Source organism: Phenylobacterium hankyongense, assembly GCF_003254505.1.
Taxonomy (GTDB): domain Bacteria; phylum Pseudomonadota; class Alphaproteobacteria; order Caulobacterales; family Caulobacteraceae; genus Phenylobacterium; species Phenylobacterium hankyongense.
Genome location: NZ_QFYP01000001.1, coordinates 920536 through 941932, shown reverse-complemented (window position 1 = coordinate 941932; position 21397 = coordinate 920536). Strand labels below are relative to the sequence as shown.

27 protein-coding genes and 1 tRNA gene are annotated in these 21397 nt (G+C 69.8%); 18 read left to right on the top strand and 10 right to left on the bottom strand.

What is annotated here, in order from left to right:
- Nucleotides 1-2: 2 nt before the first annotated feature.
- On the bottom strand, nt 3-1367 hold the full coding sequence (locus DJ021_RS04535; protein ID WP_207801770.1) for a heterodisulfide reductase-related iron-sulfur binding cluster: 1365 nt from the start codon (nt 1365-1367) through the stop codon (nt 3-5).
- Nucleotides 1368-1425: 58 nt separating this feature from the next.
- Nucleotides 1426-1842, bottom strand: a complete 417-nt coding sequence (locus DJ021_RS04530) for a rubrerythrin family protein (RefSeq protein ID WP_111456410.1) — start codon at nt 1840-1842, stop codon at nt 1426-1428.
- Nucleotides 1843-2020: 178 nt separating this feature from the next.
- On the opposite strand from DJ021_RS04530, the gene DJ021_RS04525 reads away from it, so the two are divergent.
- On the top strand, nt 2021-2221 hold the full coding sequence (locus DJ021_RS04525) for a hypothetical protein (RefSeq protein ID WP_111456409.1): 201 nt from the start codon (nt 2021-2023) through the stop codon (nt 2219-2221).
- Nucleotides 2222-2286: 65 nt separating this feature from the next.
- Complete coding sequence (locus DJ021_RS04520) at nt 2287-3387, top strand: NADH:flavin oxidoreductase (protein WP_207801769.1); 1101 nt, start codon at nt 2287-2289, stop codon at nt 3385-3387.
- Between the two features lies 1 nt (nt 3388).
- On the opposite strand, the gene DJ021_RS04515 is transcribed toward DJ021_RS04520, so the two are convergent.
- Together DJ021_RS04515 and DJ021_RS04510 are read right to left on the bottom strand one after the other, a co-directional pair.
- On the bottom strand, nt 3389-4165 hold the full coding sequence (locus tag DJ021_RS04515; protein WP_111456408.1) for an alpha/beta fold hydrolase: 777 nt from the start codon (nt 4163-4165) through the stop codon (nt 3389-3391).
- 12 nt (nt 4166-4177) lie between these two features.
- A complete protein-coding gene (locus DJ021_RS04510) occupies nt 4178-5443 on the bottom strand; it encodes an LLM class flavin-dependent oxidoreductase (protein ID WP_111456407.1) in 1266 nt (421 codons plus the stop codon).
- Between the two features lie 166 nt (nt 5444-5609).
- Between DJ021_RS04510 and DJ021_RS04505 the strand changes: the two genes are divergently transcribed.
- The 7 genes from DJ021_RS04505 (at nt 5610) to DJ021_RS04475 (ending at nt 10793) form a co-directional block, all read left to right on the top strand.
- A complete protein-coding gene (locus tag DJ021_RS04505) occupies nt 5610-5831 on the top strand; it encodes a hypothetical protein (protein ID WP_111456406.1) in 222 nt (73 codons plus the stop codon).
- 17 nt (nt 5832-5848) lie between these two features.
- Nucleotides 5849-6328, top strand: coding sequence for a Dps family protein (locus DJ021_RS04500; protein WP_111456405.1), 480 nt, complete (start codon nt 5849-5851; stop codon nt 6326-6328).
- Nucleotides 6329-6410: 82 nt separating this feature from the next.
- Entirely contained in the window at nt 6411-6980 is a 570-nt protein-coding gene (locus DJ021_RS04495) for an NUDIX domain-containing protein (protein ID WP_111456404.1), read from the top strand.
- Nucleotides 6981-6985: 5 nt separating this feature from the next.
- A complete protein-coding gene (locus DJ021_RS04490; protein ID WP_111456403.1) occupies nt 6986-8254 on the top strand; it encodes a nicotinate phosphoribosyltransferase in 1269 nt (422 codons plus the stop codon).
- Nucleotides 8255-8307: 53 nt separating this feature from the next.
- Entirely contained in the window at nt 8308-8691 is a 384-nt protein-coding gene (locus DJ021_RS04485; protein WP_111456402.1) for a hypothetical protein, read from the top strand.
- Between the two features lie 139 nt (nt 8692-8830).
- Nucleotides 8831-9103: an usg protein gene (locus DJ021_RS04480; protein ID WP_111456401.1), complete on the top strand. Its 273-nt coding sequence runs from the start codon at nt 8831-8833 to the stop codon at nt 9101-9103.
- 67 nt (nt 9104-9170) lie between these two features.
- The gene (locus tag DJ021_RS04475; protein ID WP_133254941.1) at nt 9171-10793 is read left to right on the top strand and encodes a peptide ABC transporter substrate-binding protein; all 1623 of its coding nucleotides are present in this window, start codon (nt 9171-9173) and stop codon (nt 10791-10793) included.
- A 51-nt stretch (nt 10794-10844) separates the two neighbouring features.
- Here DJ021_RS04475 and DJ021_RS04470 read toward each other — a convergent pair whose 3' ends face one another.
- Nucleotides 10845-11153: a glycine zipper 2TM domain-containing protein gene (locus DJ021_RS04470; protein ID WP_243625908.1), complete on the bottom strand. Its 309-nt coding sequence runs from the start codon at nt 11151-11153 to the stop codon at nt 10845-10847.
- 188 nt (nt 11154-11341) lie between these two features.
- Here DJ021_RS04470 and DJ021_RS04465 point away from each other — a divergent pair, with 188 nt between their 5' ends.
- From DJ021_RS04465 to DJ021_RS04450, 5 genes are all read left to right on the top strand, one after another.
- On the top strand, nt 11342-11599 hold the full coding sequence (locus tag DJ021_RS04465) for a GlsB/YeaQ/YmgE family stress response membrane protein (RefSeq protein ID WP_111456398.1): 258 nt from the start codon (nt 11342-11344) through the stop codon (nt 11597-11599).
- Nucleotides 11600-11732: 133 nt separating this feature from the next.
- On the top strand, nt 11733-12341 hold the full coding sequence (locus tag DJ021_RS04460) for a flavodoxin family protein (RefSeq protein WP_111456397.1): 609 nt from the start codon (nt 11733-11735) through the stop codon (nt 12339-12341).
- Between the two features lie 57 nt (nt 12342-12398).
- Nucleotides 12399-13694, top strand: a complete 1296-nt coding sequence (locus DJ021_RS04455) for a TonB family protein (protein ID WP_111456396.1) — start codon at nt 12399-12401, stop codon at nt 13692-13694.
- A 139-nt stretch (nt 13695-13833) separates the two neighbouring features.
- Nucleotides 13834-13944, top strand: coding sequence for a hypothetical protein (locus tag DJ021_RS19315; RefSeq protein ID WP_424443724.1), 111 nt, complete (start codon nt 13834-13836; stop codon nt 13942-13944).
- 8 nt (nt 13945-13952) lie between these two features.
- Nucleotides 13953-14141 (top strand): hypothetical protein, encoded by a 189-nt coding sequence (locus tag DJ021_RS04450; protein ID WP_111456395.1) that lies wholly within the window; start codon nt 13953-13955, stop codon nt 14139-14141.
- Nucleotides 14142-14181: 40 nt separating this feature from the next.
- On the opposite strand, the gene DJ021_RS04445 is transcribed toward DJ021_RS04450, so the two are convergent.
- The gene (locus tag DJ021_RS04445) at nt 14182-14376 is read right to left on the bottom strand and encodes a hypothetical protein (RefSeq protein ID WP_111456394.1); all 195 of its coding nucleotides are present in this window, start codon (nt 14374-14376) and stop codon (nt 14182-14184) included.
- Nucleotides 14377-14421: 45 nt separating this feature from the next.
- Here DJ021_RS04445 and DJ021_RS04440 point away from each other — a divergent pair, with 45 nt between their 5' ends.
- Nucleotides 14422-14949, top strand: a complete 528-nt coding sequence (locus DJ021_RS04440) for a glycine zipper 2TM domain-containing protein (RefSeq protein ID WP_111456393.1) — start codon at nt 14422-14424, stop codon at nt 14947-14949.
- A gap of 31 nt (nt 14950-14980) precedes the next feature.
- Here the strand turns inward: DJ021_RS04440 and DJ021_RS04435 are convergent, their stop codons facing one another.
- On the bottom strand, nt 14981-15679 hold the full coding sequence (locus DJ021_RS04435; RefSeq protein WP_207801767.1) for a class I SAM-dependent methyltransferase: 699 nt from the start codon (nt 15677-15679) through the stop codon (nt 14981-14983).
- A gap of 250 nt (nt 15680-15929) precedes the next feature.
- Between DJ021_RS04435 and DJ021_RS18815 the strand changes: the two genes are divergently transcribed.
- Nucleotides 15930-16067 carry a hypothetical protein gene (locus DJ021_RS18815; protein WP_165837112.1) on the top strand — a complete coding sequence of 46 codons (138 nt, stop codon included), beginning with the start codon at nt 15930-15932 and terminating at the stop codon, nt 16065-16067.
- Between the two features lie 218 nt (nt 16068-16285).
- On the opposite strand, the gene DJ021_RS04430 is transcribed toward DJ021_RS18815, so the two are convergent.
- The 3 genes from DJ021_RS04430 to DJ021_RS04420 form a co-directional block, all read right to left on the bottom strand.
- Nucleotides 16286-16375 (bottom strand) — tRNA-Ser (locus DJ021_RS04430).
- Between the two features lie 99 nt (nt 16376-16474).
- The gene (locus DJ021_RS04425) at nt 16475-16894 is read right to left on the bottom strand and encodes a PaaI family thioesterase (RefSeq protein WP_111456391.1); all 420 of its coding nucleotides are present in this window, start codon (nt 16892-16894) and stop codon (nt 16475-16477) included.
- Nucleotides 16894-18453 carry a class I adenylate-forming enzyme family protein gene (locus tag DJ021_RS04420; protein WP_111458972.1) on the bottom strand — a complete coding sequence of 520 codons (1560 nt, stop codon included), beginning with the start codon at nt 18451-18453 and terminating at the stop codon, nt 16894-16896. The genes DJ021_RS04425 and DJ021_RS04420 overlap by 1 nt, the downstream gene beginning before the upstream one ends.
- A 169-nt stretch (nt 18454-18622) precedes the next feature.
- On the opposite strand from DJ021_RS04420, the gene DJ021_RS04415 reads away from it, so the two are divergent.
- Nucleotides 18623-20095, top strand: coding sequence for an AMP-binding protein (locus DJ021_RS04415; RefSeq protein WP_111456390.1), 1473 nt, complete (start codon nt 18623-18625; stop codon nt 20093-20095).
- Between the two features lie 122 nt (nt 20096-20217).
- Nucleotides 20218-21393 (top strand): thiolase domain-containing protein, encoded by a 1176-nt coding sequence (locus tag DJ021_RS04410; RefSeq protein WP_111456389.1) that lies wholly within the window; start codon nt 20218-20220, stop codon nt 21391-21393.
- The last annotated feature ends 4 nt before the right edge of the window (nt 21394-21397 follow it).

The following is a 21397-nucleotide window of genomic DNA, read 5'->3' as shown; positions in this document are numbered from 1 at the left end:
GATTAAAGCGCGTAGGCGCGGGCCAGGATTTCGATGGGATGGGCCTGGCGCGGCGAGGCGGCCGCGTCGGGCGAGGTCTCGGCGCTGAGCAGCTGGCCCAGGTGCTTGCAGGCCAGCGGACAGTCCGAGCAGAGGTTCTCCTGGCCCTTGGCGGCGACCTGCCGGGCGGCGGGCCGTCCGACCTTGCGGGCCACCGGATGGGTCGCCTTCATCACCCCGAAGGTGCCGCCGTGGCCGGAGCAGCGCTCCACCAGCTCGACCCGGGTGTCGGGGATCAGCCGCAGCATCTCGGCCGACTTGGCGCCCATGTTCTGGGCCCGGGCGTGGCAGGCGTGGTGCACGGTGACGCCGCCCTCGACCGGCATCAGGCCCTCCGCCAGGCCGTAGGCGCGCGACAGCTCGACCACGTATTCGCTGATGTCGCGCGTGGCGCCGGACAGCCGCTTCACCGCCGCGCTCTCCGGCAGCAGCAGCGGCCACTCGAATTTCATCATCAGCCCGCAGCTGGCGGTCAGCGCCACCACGTCGTAGCCGTTCTCGATCCAGGAGGCGAAGTGGGCGGCGACCCGCTCGGCGCGGCCGGCCACGTCATCCAGATGCCCGGCCTCCAGTTGCGGCATGCCGCAGCATTCCGGATAGACCAGTTGGACCTCGACGCCTTGGAGCGCCAGCACCCGGGCCGCTGCGACCGCGGTGTCCGGCTCGTTGTAGTCGACGAAGCAGGTCGCATAGAGCGCCACCTTCCGCAGGCCGAAGGCCGGGCCGGCGGGGTTGGGCGGGATCGGCGCCTTCAGCCGGTCGGTGGCGGTCTTCGAGTGGTACTTGGGAAGCTCCGCCTCGGCGTCGATCTGGGCGATCGCCTCCAGGAGCTTGCGCAGCGGCGTGTTCTCCCGCGCCGTCGCCCAGTTGGCGAGCCGCGCGACCGGCTTGGCGAGCTTGCCGTTGCGGTCGGTCTTGCCCAGCTGCTCGCGCACGAACTCCACTTCGCCGGCCCGCCGCTTGGCCGCGCGGTAGCGCAGGATCAGGTGCGGGATGTCGATGTCGAAGGGGTGCGGCGGCACATAGGGGCACTTGGTCAGGAAGCACATGTCGCAGAGCGTGCAGGCTTCCGCGACCTTGCCGTAGGCCGCCTTCGGCACGCTGTCGAGCTCGCCGGTCGGGCTCTCGTCGATGGCGTCGAACAGCCTCGGGAAGCTGTCGCACAGGTTGAAGCAGCGGCGGCAGGTGTGACAGACGTCGAACTGCCGCTGCATCTCCGCCTCGACCTTCTCGAGGTCGTAATAGGCGTCGTCGCGCCAGGCGATCGGGTGGCGGAACGGGGCATCGAGGCTGCCCTCGCGCGCGGGGTCTTTGACGCTGTCGCTCAACTCGAACCTGCCGGGCTGAAGGGGCGGCGGCGGCATCGGGCCGCCGCCTGGGAACGGCCTAGTCGAGGGTGTCGAGGGCCTTCTGGAAGCGGCCGGCGTGGGATTTCTCGGCCTTGGCCAGGGTCTCGAACCAGTCGGCGATCTCGTCGAAGCCTTCGTCGCGGGCGGTGCGCGCCATGCCCGGGTACATGTCGGTGTACTCGTGGGTCTCGCCGGCGATGGCGGCCTTCAGGTTGAGCGAGGTGCCGCCGATCGGCATGCCGGTGGCCGGGTCGCCGACGCCTTCCATGAACTCCAGGTGGCCGTGGGCGTGGCCGGTCTCGCCTTCGGCCGTCGAGCGGAACACGGCGGCCACGTCGTTGTAGCCTTCCACGTCCGCCTTCTGCGCGAAGTACAGGTAGCGGCGGTTCGCCTGGCTCTCGCCGGCGAAGGCGGCCTTCAGGTTCTCGATGGTCTTGCTGCTGGCGAGTGTCATGGTCGTCTCCCTGTGGCGCCGGCGGCGAACCGCGGCGAGCGCGGACTATGAACCTCGGCGCAGATAGAGCCAATCGGTATATCCTATACTTAGCATTGATTTTATCTATGCCAAAGCGTGGAGCCCGGAACCAGCGCGCCGCCCCGGGGTTCCTGCCCAGACGCAAGGAGAGCCGACCATGGCCGACAACAACCAGATCCAGGGCGAGGGCAACTACGACGCCGGCCGCCGCTTCCAGAAGGAAGAAACCGAGTTCGCCAAGAAGGGTCCCGTCGAACAGAAGGCGCACGAGGCCGAAGAGGCGCTCGACGGTCCCGAGGCCGAAGAGCTCGAGCGCGCCCGGCGCGAGACCGGCGCTGGACACACGAAGCCCGCATAGATTTCCTGGCGTTGCCGCCCTTGGGCGCGGCCCTAAAGTCGCCGGACCGCACCGGGGGATCGAATTTGTCCGTCGCCGACCTCTTCATGCCGCTCACCTTCCAGCACGGGCCGGCGATGAAGAACCGCTTCATGCTGGCTCCGCTCACCAATCTGCAGAGCCGTGCCGACGGCGTGCTGTCGGATGACGAGTTCCGCTGGCTGACCCTGCGGGCTGAGGGAGGCTTTGGCCTGGTGATGACCTGCGCAGCCCACGTGCAGCGGGTCGGCCAGGGCTTTCCCGGCCAGCTCGGCGCGTTCGGCGACGAGCATCTGGAAGGGCTGACGCGGCTCGCCGCGGCCATCAAGGCCAAGGGCTCGATCGCCGCCCTGCAGATGCACCACGCCGGCATCCGCTCGCCGAAGGACCTGGTGGGCCAGCCGGTCGGCCCCTCCGACGACCCCGAAACCGGCGCCCGAGGCCTGACGCAGGCGGAAGTCGAACAGCTGCGCGAGGACTTCGTGGCCGCCGCGCTCCGCGCCGAGGCGGCTGGCTTCGACGGCGTCGAGATCCACGGGGCCCACGGCTATGTGCTGACCCAGTTCCTCTCGGCCGAGACCAACCGGCGCGAGGACCGCTACGGCGGCAGCCTGGAGAACCGCGCGCGGATCATCTTCGAGATCATCGACGGCGTGCGCGCCCGCTGCCGCCCCGACTTCCAGCTCGGCCTGCGGCTGTCGCCCGAACGCTTCGGCCTGAGGCTCGCCGAGGTGCGCGAGGTCGCCGCCGAGGTGCTGCGCCGTGGGAAGATCGACTACCTCGACATGTCGCTCTGGGACATCGCCAAGCAGCCGAAGGAAGAGGCGTTCGCCGAGCCGCTGATCTCCTATTTCACCGGGCTCGACCGGGGCGCGGTGCGGCTGGGCGTGGCGGGCAAGATCATGACCGCGGCGCAGGCGGCCGGCGCCCTCGACGCCGGCTGCGACTACGTCCTGCTCGGCCGCGCGGCGATCCTGCACCACGACTACCCCGAGCAGGTGCGGCGCGATCCCGGCTTCGAGCCCACGGCCCTGCCGGTCACGGCGGATTACCTGCGCCGCGAGGGGCTGGGGCCGGCCTTCATCGGCTACATGCAGACCTGGCCGGGCTTCGTCGCCGCCGAACCCGAGGCGGCCGCCGCGGAATAGCTCACCCCAGGCGGCCTACGGCCTCGACGACCGCCGCGGTCTTCTCGACGGTGACCATGTGGCCGGCCTCGGGGATCGAGACCAGCTCCGCGCCCTTGATGCCCTTCTTGAAGGCGTGGGCGTAGACCGGCGGGATCAGCCGGTCGGAGTCGCCCCAGACCAGTACGGTCCTGGCCTTGATCCGGTAGAGCCGCTGGCGCAGGCCGCGGTCGGGGATCGGGAACAGGATGCGTCCCGCCATGCCGAGCTGGCGGGCGTTGGCCACCAGGTACTGCTGCAGGAAGCCCGGGTCCTCGACGTTGCGCCCGGCGGTCATCATCGCCGCGCCGGCCTCGGCGTCGTGGAACAGCAGGGCCGGCATCTCGAACGGCAGCATCGAGAAGATGTCGGCGATCGGGTGCTCGTCGTCCCACAGCCCGGCGGGTGCGATCAGCGCCAGGCGGCCGACGTCGTTGGGCGCCAGCGCCGCCATCTCCGCGGCGATCATCCCGCCCATCGAGTGGCCGACCAGGATCGGATCCCTCAGCCCCAGCGCCTCCACCACGTCCCAGGTGTGGAGGGTGAAATCCAGCATGTCGCGGATCTCGGGCGCCTCCTCGCTGTCGCCATAGCCGGGCAGCAGCGGCGCGTAGACGTGATGCTTCTCGGCCAGCGCGGCCAGGAACGGGTCCGTCGCGGTCAGGCCGCCGGAGCCGTGCAGGTAGACGAGCGCCGGGCCCGCGCCGCCTTCGTAGTAGCGGACGGGCGCGTGCGGGGTGGCGACGGTCTTGAGCTCCATCTCGCGGCCTCCCTACGCTTGCGCCGAAGCCGGCGCGCGCATCGGCGCGGGCGGCAGCGAGCCGGCGGTGACCCGCTGCGCCAGCGGCTTGCACCAGAACCGGTCGTCGTCGGCGTGCTCGGGGAAGATGTCGCGCAGCTTCGGCATCACCTTCTCGGCGAACAGCCGGGTGGAATACATGCACTTGTCGGCCGGCATGTTCCCCACGTGCATCAGGCAGAAGATGTTGCCCACGTGCAGGCCCTTGATCAGTTCCTCCATCCGCTGGCGGACGGTCTCCGGGGAGCCGGCGATCACGTGGCCGCCCTCCACCAGGTCCTTCCAGCTGAGCTGCGAGTAGCCGCCGCGCGGCGGGGCGTACTGCGACAGGGCGCCAGACTGGATGGTCTTGATGGTCCGGTAGCCGGGGGCGTCGGCGAAACCCGGATAGACGTGCAGGCAGCGGTTGTAGAAGTAGCTGACGTGCTCGGAATAGAGCCGCTCCGCCTCCTCGTCGGTCTCGGCCACGCAGATCGTCTGGGCGAAGCCGGCCCGATAGGGGCTCTTGTCGGGGGCGCCGCGCTCTTCAACCCGCTGCCAGTAGCCGTTCATCAGCGCCTGGGCCCGCAGGTAGCCGGAGAAGCTGAGGTAGGAATAGGAATAGGTGTTGTCGATGCAGAAGTCGTAGGTCTCCACCGACCCGCCGCCGGGGATGTGGACCGGCGGATGCGGCTGCTGGATCGGCCGCGGCCAGATGTTGACGTGCCGCAGCTTGTTGTAGCGGCCGTTGAAGGCGAACGGCTCGCGGGTCGTCCAGGCCTTGATGATCAGGTCGTGGGCCTCGGCGTACTTCTCCCGCGTCAGGCTGGGGATCTGGCCGTAGCAGTAGTTGGTGTCCATCGAGGTCCCGACCGGGAAGCCCGCCACCAGCCGCCCGCCGGAGATGCAGTCCAGCATGGCGAACTCCTCCGCCACCCGCACCGGCGGGTTGTAGAGGGCGATGGAGTTGCCCAGCACCACGATGGCCGCGTCCTTGGTCCGGCGCGCCAGGCCCGCGGCGATGATGTTGGGGCTCGGCATGATGCCGTAGCCGTTCTGGTGGTGCTCGTTCACCCCGATGCCGTCGAAGCCCACCGTGGCGGCGTACTCCAGCAGGTCCATGTAGGTGTTGTAGACCTCGTGGCTCCGCGCCGGATCGAACAGCTTCTGGTCGATGTCGACCCAGACCGAGCGGTTCTTCTCCCGGAAATCGTCCGGCAGATCGGGCCACGGCATCAGGTTGAACCAGGTGAACTTCATCCGCACGTCCTCCCGCGCCGCCTCTGATGGACGGTCATCTGAACGACGATAACCCGTATGGGCGCGGCGCCAAGCGCGCCGTTTCTCGCAAAAGATGTTATCAATGGATATTGCAACATCCATCGCTTGGACCTATGTTGAGAACCGTTCGCAACAGGGGTCCGTCATGGCCACGCCCGCACGTCTCGCCATCTTCGCCACCCTGAATGTCCTGGTCGGGTTTCTCGCCGCCTACGCCCTGACCGGGGACTGGCGACCCGCGCTCGCCGTCGGCGCCCTGCAGGCCCTGCTGCTGCGGATCGCCATCGCCTTGCAGGCGCGGCTACCCGCCTATCGCGCCGCGTTCGCCCACCGCCCGCATCCGCCGCTGAGCGGCTTCACCGCCTGAGCAAGAAGGAAAGCACCATGTCCGTCGCCATCAACACCGGCCTGGATCCCAGGGCGCGGGAAGACGTCGCCGCGGGGCTGTCGAAGCTCCTGGCCGACACCTATGCGGTCTATCTGAAGACCCACGGCTATCACTGGAACGTCCGCGGCCCGAACTTCGCCTCGCTCCACGCCCTGTTCATGGAGCAGTACACCGAGATGTGGACCGCCATCGACGACGTGGCCGAACGCATCCGCGCCCTGGGCGCGCTCGCCCCGCAGGGCTACCGCACCTTCGCCAACCTCTCCGGCGTGCAGGACGGCGACCCGGAGCAGGGCGCCGAGGGCATGCTGGCCGAACTGGTGCGCGACCACGAGACCCTGATCGCCACCGCCCGGGCGACGCTGCCCACGGCGCAGGAGGCCGCCGACGAGGTCACCGCCAGCCTGATCGCCGATCGCCTCACCGCCCACGAGAAGCACGCCTGGATGCTGCGTGCCTCGCTCGGCTCGAAGTAGCCGGAGGCCGAAGGGCGTCCGCAGTTCCGACAAGCTGCCGCGCCGCGCCTCTGCTATCGGTGGGCGGATAGGAGGAGGGGTGATGCCGGTCGAGCTGCGCAAGGTGGAAACCGTCTACCAGGGCTATTCCACCCTGATGATGGCCACGCTCGCCGCCCCCGACGGCAGCCTGTTCAAGCGCGAGATCGAGCATCACGGCCATGCCGTCGGCGTGCTGCCCTACGATCCGCAACGGCGGGTGGCGCTGCTGGTCAGCCTGCCGCGCGCGCCGGTGATCTGGGCCGGCGGACCGCAGGAACTCGTCGAAGCGCCGGCCGGCATGATCGACGACGGCGATCCCGAGGCCACCGCCCGCCGCGAAGCGCTGGAGGAGGTCGGGGTGCACCTGGGGCCGCTGGAGCCGGTGGCCTCCGCCTTCGCCTCGCCCGGCGTCTCCAGTGAGCGGGTCGAGCTTTACCTGGCGCCCTACGCCGCCCGCGACCGCATCGGCCAGGGCGGCGGCGTGGACGGCGAGCAAGAAAACATCACCGTCCTGGAGGTCCCCCTGCGCGACCTGTGGACCTGGGTCGAGGACCGGCGGATCGAGGACCTGAAGACCCTCGCCCTGGTGCTGGTCCTGAAGGTCCGCCGGCCCGAGCTGTTCGCGGACTAGGGGTGATGGATTACGCCGGCCGCGGGGCGCCGCTGGTGCGCAGCCTGCTGGACACCGACCTCTACAAGCTCCTGATGCTGCAGCTGATCTGGCGGCGGCATCGCGACGTGCCGGTGACCTTCTCGCTGGTGAACCGCACCCGCCGCGTGCGCCTGGCGGAGGAGCTCGATCTCGGCGAACTGCGCGCCGAGCTCGATCACGTCCGCACCCTCGCGATCAGTCCTGAGGAGCGCGCCTGGCTGGCGAGCGCGCCGATCTACGGCCGCACCGACCGGTTCGCGCCGGACTTCCTCGACTGGCTGACCACCCTGCGGCTGCCGGCCTACGACCTCGAGCTGGTCGACGGCCAGGTCGAGTTGCGGTTCCACGGGTCGTGGGCCGAGGTCACCCTGTGGGAGATCCCCGCCCTGTGCGTGATCACCGGCCTGCGCGCCCGCCGCGCCGTGAACGCCATGGGCCAAGCGGAGCGCGAGGTGCTCTACGCCTGCGCGATCGGGCGGCTGGAGGCCAAGGCCGCGCGGCTGCAGGCGCTGCCCGGCCTGGCGCTCACCGACTTCGGGACCCGCCGGCGCCACAGCTTCGCCTGGCAGCGGCTGGTGGTGGAGACCTTCCGCGATCGCCTGGGGCCGGCGTTCCGCGGCGCCAGCAACCTGCGGCTGGCCATGGAGCTGGGGCTGCCCCCCGTCGGCACCAACGGCCACGAGCTGCCCATGGTGCTGGCCGCGCTGGCGCAGGACGACGCGGCGCTGAGACGCGCGCCCTATCGGGTGCTGGAGGAATGGGCGGAGCTCTATGACGACGGGTTGCGGGTCATCCTGCCGGACACCTTCGGCAGCGAGGCCTTCTTCCGCGACGCGCCGGAGTGGGTGGCCGACTGGCGCGGCGTGCGCCCGGACTCCGCGCCGCCGGCGGAAGCGGGGGAGGCGCTGATCGCCTGGTGGAGCGCCCGCGGCCGCGACCCGCGCGAGCGGCTGGTGATCTTTTCCGACGCCCTCGACCTTGAGGACATCGTGGCCCTGCACGGCCGGTTCAGCGGCCGGGTGGAGGTCGGCTTCGGCTGGGGGACCAAGCTCACCAACGACCTGGAGGGCTGCGCCGAGGCGCCCGGCCTGGAGCGCATCTCCCTGGTCTGCAAGGTGGTCGAGGCCGGCGGCCGGCCGGCGGTGAAGCTCTCCGACAATCCGGAGAAGGCGACCGGCGATCCGGCCGAGATCGCCCGCTACCGCAGGGTATTCGGCGACGGCGGCCAGGTGTCCCGCGCGGTCAGCATCTAGCCGGCCTTGCAGGTGGCGGCCTATGACGAGGCCAGGCGCGGGGAGAGGTCAGGATGGGCGATCCGAGGAGCTTCTATTCCGGCTGGCTGGTCGATCCGGCCGACCGCGCCCGGCTGCTGGAACGGTTCGCGCCCCGCTACCCGCTGGTGGTCGCCCACCACGTGACCCAGAAGTTCGGCGACCGAGCGGCTACGCCGCCGACCGAGACCGCAGGCGAGATCGTCGGCGAGGCGGACGACGGGGCCGGCGTGCAGGCGCTGGTGGTGCGGATCGGCGGGAGCACCGATCGCCCGGATGGCTCGACCTACCACATCACCTGGTCGCTGGGTCCCGGGCGGAGCGCGAAGGAGAGCAACGACGTCATCGCCGCCCGCGGCTGGACGCCGCTGGCGGAGCCGGCGCCGGTCAGGCTGCGGCCGAAGCCGGCCGAGGGCTGACGGTTCAGGTTTGGCAGCAGACCAGCGGGACGAGTGCTAAGCCGCGGAATTAACGGAACTTTTCAGCGAATCGCGCATACCGTTGGGAAGCGCGGCGACGCGTGCGCCGCGCCTGGATCAACAGCGTCGAGGTTCGCAGATGAAAGCGTCGCCTGAGTTCCGCAAGCAGCTGGAAGGCTACAGTCTCACCACCGCGGAGATCCTCTACCGGATGCCCGACCACCCGGCGATCCTGCAGAGCTACATCTGGCAGGAGTACGACATCTTCCCGGACTTCCCCGCGCTGAAGAAGTTCCTGGAGTTCTGGACCCGCACCCTGGAGGGGCCGCTGTTCAGGGTGACGGTCGGCCATTGCAAGCTGATCAAGCCGGCCGAGCTGAAGGCCCTGGGCGCGGAGTTCCGGCTGCACTGAAGGCGGCTCGACAAGGCGGCCTGACGCAGGCGTGATGCGGCCCTGACATTCGCCGCCGAGGTCGCCCTTGCCGTTTACGCCCGCCCGCCGGCTCGCGCTCGTCATGCTGGGCGCGGCGGCGCTGCTGCTCGGCGGCTGCCAGAGCAAGGTCCAGCGGCCCGCCTGCCCCGCCGGCAAGGTCTGCGTCGAATACGGCAACAACGTCGAGCCGGCGACGCTCGACCCGCAGACCTCCAACCTGCTCGACGAATTCACCATCATCGGCGACCTGATGATGGGGCTGACCACCGACGCCCCGGACGGCTCGCCCGTGCCCGGCATGGCGACCTCATGGGAGACCAGCCGCGACGGCCTAGTGTGGACCTTCCACCTGCGCCCGGCGGTCTGGTCCGACGGCGTGCCGGTGACCGCCGACGATTTCGTCTACGCCTACCGCCGGATCCTCGATCCGAAGACCGCCTCGATCTACGCCTACTTGGTCTATGTCCTGAAGAACGGCCAGGCGGTGAACGAGGGCAGGGCGGCGCCCGAGAGCCTGGGGGTGCGGGCGCTCGACGCGCGCACCCTGCAGCTGACCCTGGCCCACCCCGCGCCCTACCTGCCGGAGCTCACCAAGCACCAGAGCTTCTTCCCCGTCCCGCGGCACGTGGTCGAAAAGTACGGCGACGCCTGGGTGCAGCCCGGCCACTACGTTTCCAACGGCGCCTACCGGCTGGTCTCCTGGCGGCTGGGGGACAAGGTGACGGTGGAGAAGAACCCGCGCTTCTTCGACGCCGCTCACGTCTGCATCGACCGTATCAACTACTACCCGACGCCCGACCTGGTGAGCGCCGAGCGTCGCGTGCAGCGCGGGGAGCTGGATCTCACCACCCGTTTCGATTCCAACCGCATCGAGCGGCTGCGGCGCGAGATGCCCGGCTATGCGCGGCCCTACGTGGGCCTCGCCACCGCCTACCTGTCGCTCAACACCCGCGACGTGAAGGCCTTCCAGGACCTCCGGGTCCGCCGGGCGCTGTCGGAGGCGGTCGACCGCGATTTCATCACCACGAAGCTGATGCGCGCCGGCCAGCTCCCGGCCTACAGCTTCGTGCCGCCGAGGACCGCCAACTATGTGGCCGGACCGAAGACCGTCTGGGCGGGCAAGCCGCTGGCGGCGCGGCAGGCCGAGGCGCGGGCCCTGCTGCGCGCCGCCGGCTACGGGCCGGAGCATCCGCTGAAGGTGGAGATCAAGACCGCCAACATCACCGACACCCTCCTGCAGATGGAGGCGATCCAGGCCGACTGGCATGCCATCGGGGTCGATGCGACGCTCGTCCAGAACGAGGGGCAGGTGGCCTTCGCCGCCTACCGCAACCGCGATTTCCAGGTGGGCGCCATGAGCTGGTACGCCGACTTCAACGATCCGGTGACCTTCCTGGGCCTGCTGAAGTCGGACACCGGGGCGCAGAACTACGGCGATTACAGGAACCCCGCCTACGACGCGCTGCTGGCGGCGGCCGACAACGAGCCGGACGCCGCCAGGCGGGCGCGGATCCTCGCCAGCGCCGAACAGGCCATGCTGGACGACGAGGCGCTGATCCCGGTTTTTTTCGTGGTGAACCGCAACCTCGTCAGCCCGCGGATCACGGGCTTCGTGGACAACGAGGAAAACTTCCACCGCGCGCGGTGGATGTGCGTCAGGGGCCGCTGATCGGCTTCTCCAGGCGGGAAGGCCCGGCCGCCCCTGCCGGGGGGAGCGCTCCTAGTAGTAGCGGTAGACGTAGTGGCAGTTGCGGTGCTTGGCGTTCTGCTTGGCGATCTGGTGGCCGGCCACGGCGCCGACGCCGGCGCCGATCAGGGTGCCGCCGGTGCGCCCGCCACCATGGGAGAGGGCGTTGCCCAGCAGGCCGCCGCCGACGGCGCCGACCACGGTTCCGGTGTTGGCCGAGGCCCGGACGTCGGGGCAGACCAGCACCCGGTGCCGGCTGCGGGCTTCCGCCGAGATCGGCGCGGCGGCCACGGCCAGGGCCGAGCACACCAGGGTCGCCGTGGCGATGAGCTTGTTGCGCACGAGATAATCTCCTTCGTCGTCGCGGACACGCACGCTGCTAAACTCCCAGGCATGGCCGAGGTTGCGCGCGGCGCCCCGAATGAACGGTGTTCGCCCCCGGCGGAACCGGATGGGGTGTTATTGGCTTTTTTGGGACATCCGCCGGTTACAGGTTCGACCCAAAGCCCGGCCCCATTGGAGACACGCCTATGTCAATTCTTGCCTGGATCATTCTGGGCCTGGTAGCCGGCTTCATCGCCAGCAAGCTTGTGAACCGCAGCGGGGGCAGCCTCGTGCTCGACCTCGTTCTGGGTGTCGTCGGCTCCTTCGTCGGCGGCTTCCTGTTCACCCGCTTCGGCGCCGCGGGCGTCACCGGCCTGAACCTCTACAGCATCCTCGTCGCCACGCTCGGCGCCGTGGTGGTCCTGTTCATCTACCATGCCCTGATGGGTCGCCGCGCGCTCTAGCGCGGCTGCGGGCCGCGGCCCGCACGTCCAGCACGAACGGCAGAGCCCCGCTCCCCGCGAGCGGGGTTCTTGCGTTCGGGGAACAGCGCCCGAGCCTCGCCGTTCAGGCCACGATGTTCTGTCGGAGGTCCGAATGAAGGCGCTTGTCCTCAACTGCACTCTGAAAGCCTCGCCAGAGGCCTCGAACACCGAGGCCCTGGCCCGGGTGCTCATGCGCCAGCTGGATGCCGACGGCGTCGAGACCGAGATCGTCCGCCTCGTCGACCTCGACATCCGGCCGGGCGTGAAGACCGACCAGGGCCCGGGCGACGACTGGCCGGCCGTGCACGGCAAGATCAGGACCGCCGACATCCTGGTGATCGCCACCCCCACCTGGCTCGGCCAGATGTCCAGCGTCGCCAAGCGGGCGCTCGAGCGCATGGACGCCATCCTCAGCGAGACCGACGACCAGGGCCGCAGCTGGACGATGGGCAAGGTCGCCGGCATGGTGGTCACCGGCAACGAGGACGGCGCGCACCACATCGTCGGCACGCTCGCCCAGGGGCTGATCGACGTGGGGTTCACCGTGCCGGGCCAGGCCTGGACCTACTGGCACCTCGGGCCGGGGCCCGGGCCGGACTACACGGCGACCGGCCAGGCCCACGATTATTCCGACCGCCTGGCCCGCAACGCCGCCCGCAACCTCGCCTGGGCCGCCCGCGCCGCCGCCGCCGCCGGGCCCTATCCGCCGCAGGAGAGCTAGGCCTTCAACACACCCGCCAGTTGTGCGACGCTCGGATTTCCGGGGGGAGGCATCAGCATGCGCTGGCGGTCTGCGGTCATAATTCTTGCGCTCGGTAGCGTCGCGGCCGCTGCGCACGCGCGTCCGCCGTCGCGATGGATCCACCATCCCTCGAACCAGGAGCTGATCAACGCCCTGCCCGCGGAGACCGTTCGCCAAGGCTTCGGCGGCGCCGCCATCGCGCGCTGCAAGGTCGACGCCGGCGGACGGCTGTCGGCGTGTCGCCTGGTCCACGAGACGCCCGCCGGCCACGGTTACGGCGCTGCTCTGCTCGCCCTGGCGCCGGCCTATCAGCTGTCGCCGGCGGCCGCCAAAGCCGAAGCGGTGGATGGTGAGGTGATGCTGGCGGAGGACTGGTACCGGCAGGACACGCCGGCGGATTGGCTGCGCAAGCCGACCCCCGCCGACATGCTGGTGGTCTGGCCCACCCAGGCGTGGGCGAAAGGGCTCGGCGGCCGGGCGATCATCGCCTGCCAGGTCACGACCCAAGGTGCGCTGCTGGATTGCGTGACGCTGAGCGAGAAGCCGGCCGGGGAACACTTCGGCGCGGCGGCGATCGCCCTGACGCCGCAGTTCCTGATGAAGCCGGCGACCCTGAAGGGCGCGCCGGTGGTGTCCATGGTCAACATCCCGATAAATTTCGAGGCGCCCGGCGGACCCCGACGCCAGGACTCCTTCGGCTCGCGCAAGGTCGTCGATCCGTCGATCGCCTGGCCCGAGGCGCCCAGCCATGCCGATGTGGTCGCCGCCTACCCGGCCAAGGCGCGCGCCAGCGGCGCCGGCGGACGCGCCACCCTGGACTGCAGCCTGGAGAAGGACGGGCGCCTGCAGCACTGCTCGACGGTCAGCGAGCAACCGCGCGGACAGGGGTTCGCCGAGGCCGCCAAGGCGCTGGCGAAGCGATTCCGCGCCAATCCGCTGCCGCCAAAGTCGGGTCCGGCCAGCGTCCAGCTGCCCTTCACCTTCGATCCCGCCATGCTGGCGTCCGGCGAGCCGGTGATCGGCAAGCCGCAATGGGCGAGCCTGCCGTCGGTGGAGGACACCAACGGCGCCTTCAAGGACATCAAGGCGACCGGCGACCTGCGGGTCACCCTCAAGTGCAAGGTCCAGCCGGGTGGCACGGTCGCCGGCTGCACCGCCCAGAACGAGCAGCCGGCCGCCAGCGGGCTGGCCGCGGCGGCGCTCGCCCTGGCGCCGAAATTCAGGCTGGCGACGTGGACCGTGGAAGGCCTGCCCACGATCGGCGGCGTCGTCACCGTGCCGATCCTCTACCGTGTGGGCAACGGCGCGCCGGCCGCCAAGCCGGCGCCCTGACGGCGGGACGATCGGCGGGCCCTCAGCGGTCCGGGGCCCGATTTCGCCCGCGCCGGCGCCCGGGCGTGGTAGTCTGCGGGCTCATCCTCTGTGAGAGGGTGGTCGACAGCGGCCGCCCCGGGCGGCCAGGAGCAGGGCCATGGCCAAGGGTCAGAAGAAATCCAACAAGGAAGTCCGCAAGCCGAAACAGCCGGCGGCGAAGGCGGCGGTCCCTGCGAACTCCTACCTGAATCCAGAGCGTAAGAAGTAGCGCCCGGCATGGGCATCCTGTCGTGGCTGCGCGCGGCGTCGGTCTCCGACGCCGACGTCAGATCCGAGGTCTGGCTGCTGGGCGTGCGCCACCGCGGCTTCGCGCTGGAAGGCGCCCAGCAAGAGCTGAAGGCGCCAGGCCTCTCGTTCGAGCGCGCCGAACTGCTGCGCGCCTGCGTCCGCAAGCTGCGCGGCTGACGCCGGCCGCCATTCCGGCAGGCCGGTTGCGGCGTCTGACCTAGCGGTGCGTGGTGCTGAAATAGGCCTCCAGCAGGTCCACAAGATCGAGTTCGCGCTTGGCGGCGTCGGCGGCGAGGACCGGGTTCTGGAGCCGGGCCGCGTCGGCCATGTCCGTCAGGGCCTGTGACCCCCGGTCGTGCAGGGCGCGGTCGGCGACGCAGCGTTCGGGTTCACTGACCTGGTCCCGGTTCATGGGTCGTTCAGATGCGCGGCGCGAGCTTGGGCGCAGGAGGATCCCATGAACATCAGAACCATCGTCCTGGTCGCCGCCACCGCCGCCAGCACCCTGGCGGCCGCATCGGCCAGCTCCGCCCAGGACTATCGCTATGGTCGGTACGGCGATGGTTGCACGGACCGGATCCGGGGCAACGGAACCACCGGCGCGATCCTGGGCGGCCTGGCGGGCGCGCTTGTCGGGTCCAACCTCGCGTCCCACCACGGCGGCCGGACTGGAGGCGCCTTGCTGGGGGCCGCAGCCGGCGCGGCGGTGGGCAACAACATCGCCCGCTCCAGCACCAAGAGCAGCTGCCGCGGGCCGCGATATGCGTACGGCCGCCCGGCCTACGTCTACCGCAGGGCGCCGGCCTACGATTACGGCTACGCGCCCTACAGCGGCTACAGCTACCCGGCGCCCTACTACGAGCAGCCCTACGCGTCCGGCTACGACGGCTACGGTTACGATTCAGGCTACGAGCCGCGCCACCACCGGCATCACGAACACCACGATCACGACGATGACGACGACGAGGACGGTGGCGACCACTAGCGTCCGCGCCCGAATGGCAACTCTGGGGCCACTATTCTCGTGGTGCGCCGACCCAGACGTGGCCGGGGGCCGGCCGGGTGGCGATCTTCTCGATGGCCACGATCGAGTCGCCGATGAGAATCGTGCCGACCTCGTCGCGCGCCGCCCACGCTTCGTCCTCAGCATGGTGCCAGGCGTGCATGTCGTCGATCAGCCCCTTGCCCAGCTCGACGGCGGCGCCGGGCCGGCGAAGTCCGCCCTCCCAGTGGGGCCAATAGGCGGTGTGCATATCCTCGATCACGTAGAGGCCGCCGGGACTTAAGAGCGGCCATAGCGTCTGGAACGTGGTGCGCTGGTGACTGGCGACGTGGGAACCGTCGTCAAGCACGATGTCGATACCGCCCATCTCGCCTGCGACACCGCGCAGAAATCCCGGATCTGCCTGCGATCCGATGCGAACCTGGCTCGGCGCATCGACATGACCCGCGCAGGCAGGATCGATGTCGACGCCGAACAACACCGCGTCCGGCCCGAAGTACTTGCGCCACAGGTCCAAGGATCCGCCCTTGGACACCCCGATTTCCAGCATGCGGACCGCAGACCCGCGGTAAGGCGCGAACGCACGGTCATAGAACGGCAGGTAATGGGCCCACTTGTTCGCGGGCCGGCCTGCGTGGCTATAGAAGATCTCCTCCAGCGGGCCGGGGTTCTTCGATTTGCGCGCAAGCGCCTGCTCGCGCGTGAGCTGCATATCGGCGGCCCCTCGGGGACGCGGAGTGATCGCCCGCGGCTTCGAAGATTGCACCGGACCCTGACTCATCGCTTCCCTTTCCGTGGTCTTGCCCGGCGAAGTGGTCTCACCGTCTGCCCCGCAAAAAAGCCGCTACGACCGTGCCTGGAGCCCCGCTTATTGCGGGGTGCGGGCGCAATGGATGGCGGTGGACGCAGTGCGCCGCCGTACCGTTCGCAACGTCCTTCCCCCCAGCACCGACCGGGAGAGTATGGCGCTGGACGCCGTGCGCCGTGCGCTGCGGTTGGATTCACAGCAGTTGAATGATTTGCGAGCGGCTCGAGGCGTGGGCGTCGATGCGATCGACGAGCTCCGCCAATCGTCGAATTTCAACGCGGAATGCCGCTAGCCACGACGGATGCTAATTGCTCTCCTGAGAGACCTCTCGGCCGAAGGGGGCACTTCGCTCGGTACGGCCAGAGAATGGGGTCAATGAACACCCACTTTTCAGCCGAAATTCGAGGTGGCTCAGCCGGCAAAAACGGGCCTCCACGCCCCCTAACGGGCGGAAGTCCTAAAGCAACTGCGCGTCATAATTAAACCAATAGAAACAAGCACTTAATTGCTTGGCGGAGAGGGTGGGATTCGAACCCACGGTACCCTCGCGGGTACGCCGCATTTCGAGTGCGGTGCTTTCGACCACTCAGCCACCTCTCCTGAAGCCGGCGTGGGGCGCCTTTGGGAGGGGCCCGCTGAGCGAGGCGCGGAACCTACTCATCCGACCCTGACAGCGCAAGCGTCGGATCGCAGCGCCGCTCAGCGCGGATAGAGGATCATCTGGGTGCAGCGGAACACCGCCATCGGCTTGCCGGTGGTTTCGTTCAGCGCCTCGGCGTCCCAGACCTGGGTCATGCGGCCGCCGTGCAGCATGTGGGCGACGCAGGAGACCTGCTCGCCCTCCTTGGCGGTGCCCAGGTAGTTGGCCTTCAGTTCGATGGTGGTGAAGCCGCTCGCCCCCTCCGGCAGGCTGGCGATGCAGGCGTAGCCGCAGGCGGAGTCCACTAGGGCGATCACCGAGGCCGCGTGCAGGAAGCCGTTGGGCGCCATGTGCTTGCGCTCCACGGTGAAGCGGCCGCGGGCCGTCCCCTTGGCGACCTCGTCCCAGAGGATGCCGAGCTCGCCCGGCAGGGTGGACTCCTGCCGGCGGGCGAACTCTTCGGCGCGGTTCCCGGACATCACGACCCCTTCCGAGCGGTCGCCGGGGCCTGGTAGGCGTCGCGCAGCTCGCGCTTCAGGACCTTGCCGATGTGGCTGCGCGGCAGGGCCTCGACGATCTGCAGGTCGGCCAGCCGCTGGGTCTTGCCGACCCGGCCGTTCAGCCAGGCCTTCAGCGCCTCGGCGGCGATCGGGCGGCCCGGCTTCAGCGCCACGAAGGCCACCGGCGTCTCGCCCCAGTTGTCGGAGGGCACGCCGACCACGGCGGATTCCAGCACCGCCTCGTGCTGGCCGAGCTCGGCCTCCAGGTCGCTGGGATAGATGTTGAAGCCGCCGGAGATGATCATGTCCTTCTTGCGGTCCATGAGCGTCAGGAAGCCGTCCTCGTCGAAGCGGCCGACATCGCCGGTGCGGATGTAGCGCAGCCCCTCCGGGCTCCACCACTCGGCCTCCGAGGTCTTGCCGGGCTGGTTGTGGTAGCCGACCATCATCGCGCCGGAGCGGCCGACCACCTCGCCGACCTCGCCCTGCGCGACCTCGCGCCCGTCCTCGTCGATCAGCCGGATGTCGTGGCCGGGCAGGGGCTTGCCGACGGTGTGCAGCTTGTCGGGGTATTCGTGGGCCACCAGGCCGCAGGAGCCGCCGCCCTCGGTCATCCCGTAATACTCGATCAGACCGCCCGGCCAGCGCTTCAGGATGTCGGCCTTCAGGGCGGCGGAGAACGGCGCCGAGGTGGAGAACTTCATCCGGTAGCTCGCGAGGTCGTAGCTGTCGAAGTCCGGCCGCTCCATCAGCCGCCGGTACTGCACCGGCACCAGCATGGCGTGGGTGGCGCGGTGCCGCTCCGACAGCTTCAGGAACTGCTCGGCGTCGAACTTCGGCATCAGCACCGCGGTGCCGCCGTTGGACAGCGTCGGCAGGAAGGAGACCAGGGTGGTGTTCGAATAGAGCGGCGTGGAGACCATGGTCACCGCGTCGGCCGGATAGACCCCGCGGCGGATCTGGCCCCAGCGCATCCGGTGCGGCTGGACGATGCCCTTCGGCGCGCCGGTGGTGCCGGAGGAATAGATGATGTTGAAGCCCTGGTCCGGCTCGACCTCCACCGGCGCCGGTTTCGAGCCCGCCGGCGCGAGCCACTGCTCGAACGGCGCGCCGGCGTCGGAGCCGTCCAGCGAGACGCGTTTGGCGGTCACCTGGTCCATGACGCCGGCCATGGCCTGCGCCACGCCCGCGTCCAGGAAGAAGACCTTGGCCCCGCTGTCGTTCAGCTGGACGATCAGGCTCTCCGCGGTCGAGGAGGGCGCCAGCGGCGCGACGATCGCGCCGGCCCGCAGGATGCCGAAGAAGGTCGCGCCGTACTCCGCCGAGGAGCTGGCGCAGATCGCCGCCACGTCGGCCTTGCCGACCCCCTCGCGCTGCAGGGCCACCGCGATCCGGTCCATCAGCTCGTCGAGCTCGGCGTAGGTGATGGTGCGCCGGGCGTCGACCAGCGCCGGCTTGTCGCTCAGCTCGCGCGCCTGCTCGCGGATCACGTCGGCCAGGGTCCCGAACTCCTGGGCCAGCATCTCTTCGACCGACATCGGCAGGCGCTCCAAACGTTTGTTCGAATTTTCCTTACCGCGGCGCGGGGGGCGGCGTCAGCCCCTTGCGGACCCGCAGTCGGCCGTCGACAGTGAGGGCCCGCCGATCATTGGGCGGACTGCTATTTCAGACGCGGGCTCGAACCCGCCGCATCGGGACGAGACACATATGTCCGAAGAGCTCATTTCCCTGGGCGCGAAGCTGGCGCAGCACGCCCGCTTCCAGCCGAACGCCCCGGCCGTCAGTTGCGGCGACACCACCCACAGCTACGCCGAGCTGCACCGACGGACCAATCGCCTCGCCCGCGGCCTGCAGGCGCTGGGCGTCAAGCACGGCGACCTGGTGACGCTGGGCCTGCCGAACGGCGTCGGCTTCGTGGAGGCCTGCTACGCGATCTGGAAGCTGGGGGCGACGCCGCAGCCGGTGTCCTTCCGCCTGCCGAAGGGCGAGTTGGAGGCGATCATGGCGCTGGCCAAGACGCCGATCGTCATCGCCGAGTTCAAGCATGAGATCGACCGGCCGCTGGTCTCCATCGCCGAGATCGCCGCGGAGTCCGACGACGACAGCGACCTGCCGGACGCGACCGCGCCGATCTCCAAGGCGCCGACCAGCGGCGGCTCCACCGGCCGGCCGAAGCTGATCCTGTCTGGGCAGCCGGGGACCACGGCGTCGGAGACGCCGGAGATCGGCGGCTGGCGGCTGAAGCCCGATTCCATCGCCGTCCTGCCCGCGCCGCTCTACCACAACGCCGGCTTCGGCATGATGATGGCCGCCGTGGCCATGGGCTGCCACCTGGTGGTGATGCCGAGGTTCGATCCCGAGGCCACGCTGGCCGAGATCGAACGGCGCCGCGCCACCTGGGTCTACCTGGTGCCGACCATGATGAACCGCATCTGGCATCTGCCCGACGCCGTGCGCGCGCAATACGACATCGGCTCGCTGGAGACCCTCTGGCACCTGGCGGCGCCCTGTCCGGCGTGGCTGAAGGAGGCCTTCATCCGCTGGGTCGGGCCGGAGAAGGTGATGGAGCTCTACGCCGGCACCGAGGCGCAGGCGGTGACCATCATCTCCGGCGCCGAGTGGCTGGAGCATCGCGGCTCGGTGGGGCGGGTCACCGCCGGCGAGATGAAGGCGGTGGGCGAGGACGGCCGCGAGCTGCCGCCGGGCGAGGTCGGCGAGATCTACATGCGCCGCGCCGCCGACGCGCCGCCGACCTACCAGTACGTGGGCGCCGAGGCCAACGTGCTGCCGGGGGGCTGGGAGAGCCTGGGCGACATCGGCTGGTTCGACGCCGACGGCTACCTCTACCTGGCCGACCGGCGCACCGACATGATCCTGGTCGGCGGCTCCAACGTCTATCCGGCCGAGATCGAGGCGGCGCTGGAGGAGCACCCGGCGGTGCAGTCCTGCGCGGTGATCGGCCTGCCCGACGACGACCTCGGCAACCGCATCCACGCCATCGTCAACGCCAAGGGCGAGGTGACGCCGGAGGCGCTCAAGGCCCACCTGGCCGACCGGCTGGTCAGCTACAAGCAGCCGCGCTCATTCGAGTTCGTCGACGAGCCGCTGCGCGACGACGCCGGCAAGGTCCGCCGCACCGCGCTGCGCGACGCCCGGATCAAGGCCGCGGAGCCGGCGTAACCGCCCGCACGGCCGGTGTTCATGGGCCCGGACAAGCCGCTGGCGCGGCTTTCCGGGATGACAGCCGTGGGATGGCCGCGCTAAGCCCACCGCATACTTCAAACGATTGTTCGGCGAGGATTATGAGCATCAAGGGCAAGGCCTACATCATGGGGGCGTATGAGCATCCGCTCCGCGACGCCCCCGACAAATCCACCCCGCAGCTTCACGCCGAGTGCGCCCGCGGCGCGCTGGAGGACGCCGGCCTGACCAAGGACGACGTCGACGGCTTCTTCTGCGCCGGCGACGCGCCGGGGTTCGGGGCCCTGTCGATGATCGACTACATGGGCCTGAAGAACGTCCGCCACATGGACTCCACCGAGACCGGCGGCTCCTCCTACATCGTCCACGTCGGCCACGCGGCCCAGGCGATCGCCGCGGGCAAGTGCCAGGTGGCGCTGATCACGCTGGCCGGTCGTCCGCGCCAGCAGAAGGGCGGCGGCGGGCGGGGCGGCGGCGGGGGCGAGCCCGCGCCGGAAGCCGGCTTCGAGAACATCTACGGCGGCTCGACCCACAACACCTACGGCATGTGCGCCATGCGCCACATGTACGAGTACGGCACCACGTCGGAGCAGCTGGCCTGGATCAAGGTCGCGGCCTCGCACCACGCCCAGTGGAACGAGCACGCCTTCCTGAAGAACGTGGTCACCGTCGAGGAGGTGGTGAACTCGCGGATGATCTCCGACCCGCTGCACCTCCTGGATTGCTGCGTGGTGACCGACGGCGGCGGCGCGCTGATCGTCACCTCGCCGGAGGTGGCGAGGAGCCTGAACCGGCCGAAGGTCAAGGTGATGGGGGCAGGCGAGGCGCCGAAGGGCCCGCGCGGCGGCCTCGACCTCGACCTCACCCACTCCGGCGCGGTCTGGTCCGGTCCGCGCGCCTTTGCGGAAGCCGGCGTGACCCCGGCCGACATGAAGTACGCCTCGATCTACGACAGCTTCACCATCACCGTGCTGATGCAGCTGGAGGACCTGGGCTTCTGCGAGAAGGGCCAGGGCGGCCGGTTCGTCGCCGACGGAAACCTGATCTCCGGGGTCGGCAAGCTGCCGTTCAACACCGACGGCGGCGGCCTCTGCAACAACCACCCCACCAACCGCGGCGGCATCACCAAGGTGATCGAGGCGGTGCGCCAGCTGCGCGGCGAAGCCCACCCGAAGGTGCAGGTCCCCAACTGCGACCTGGCCATCGCCCACGGCACCGGCGGATCGCTCGGCACGCGCCATGGCTCCGCCACCGTCATCCTCGAGCGGGAGGCTTAAGGAC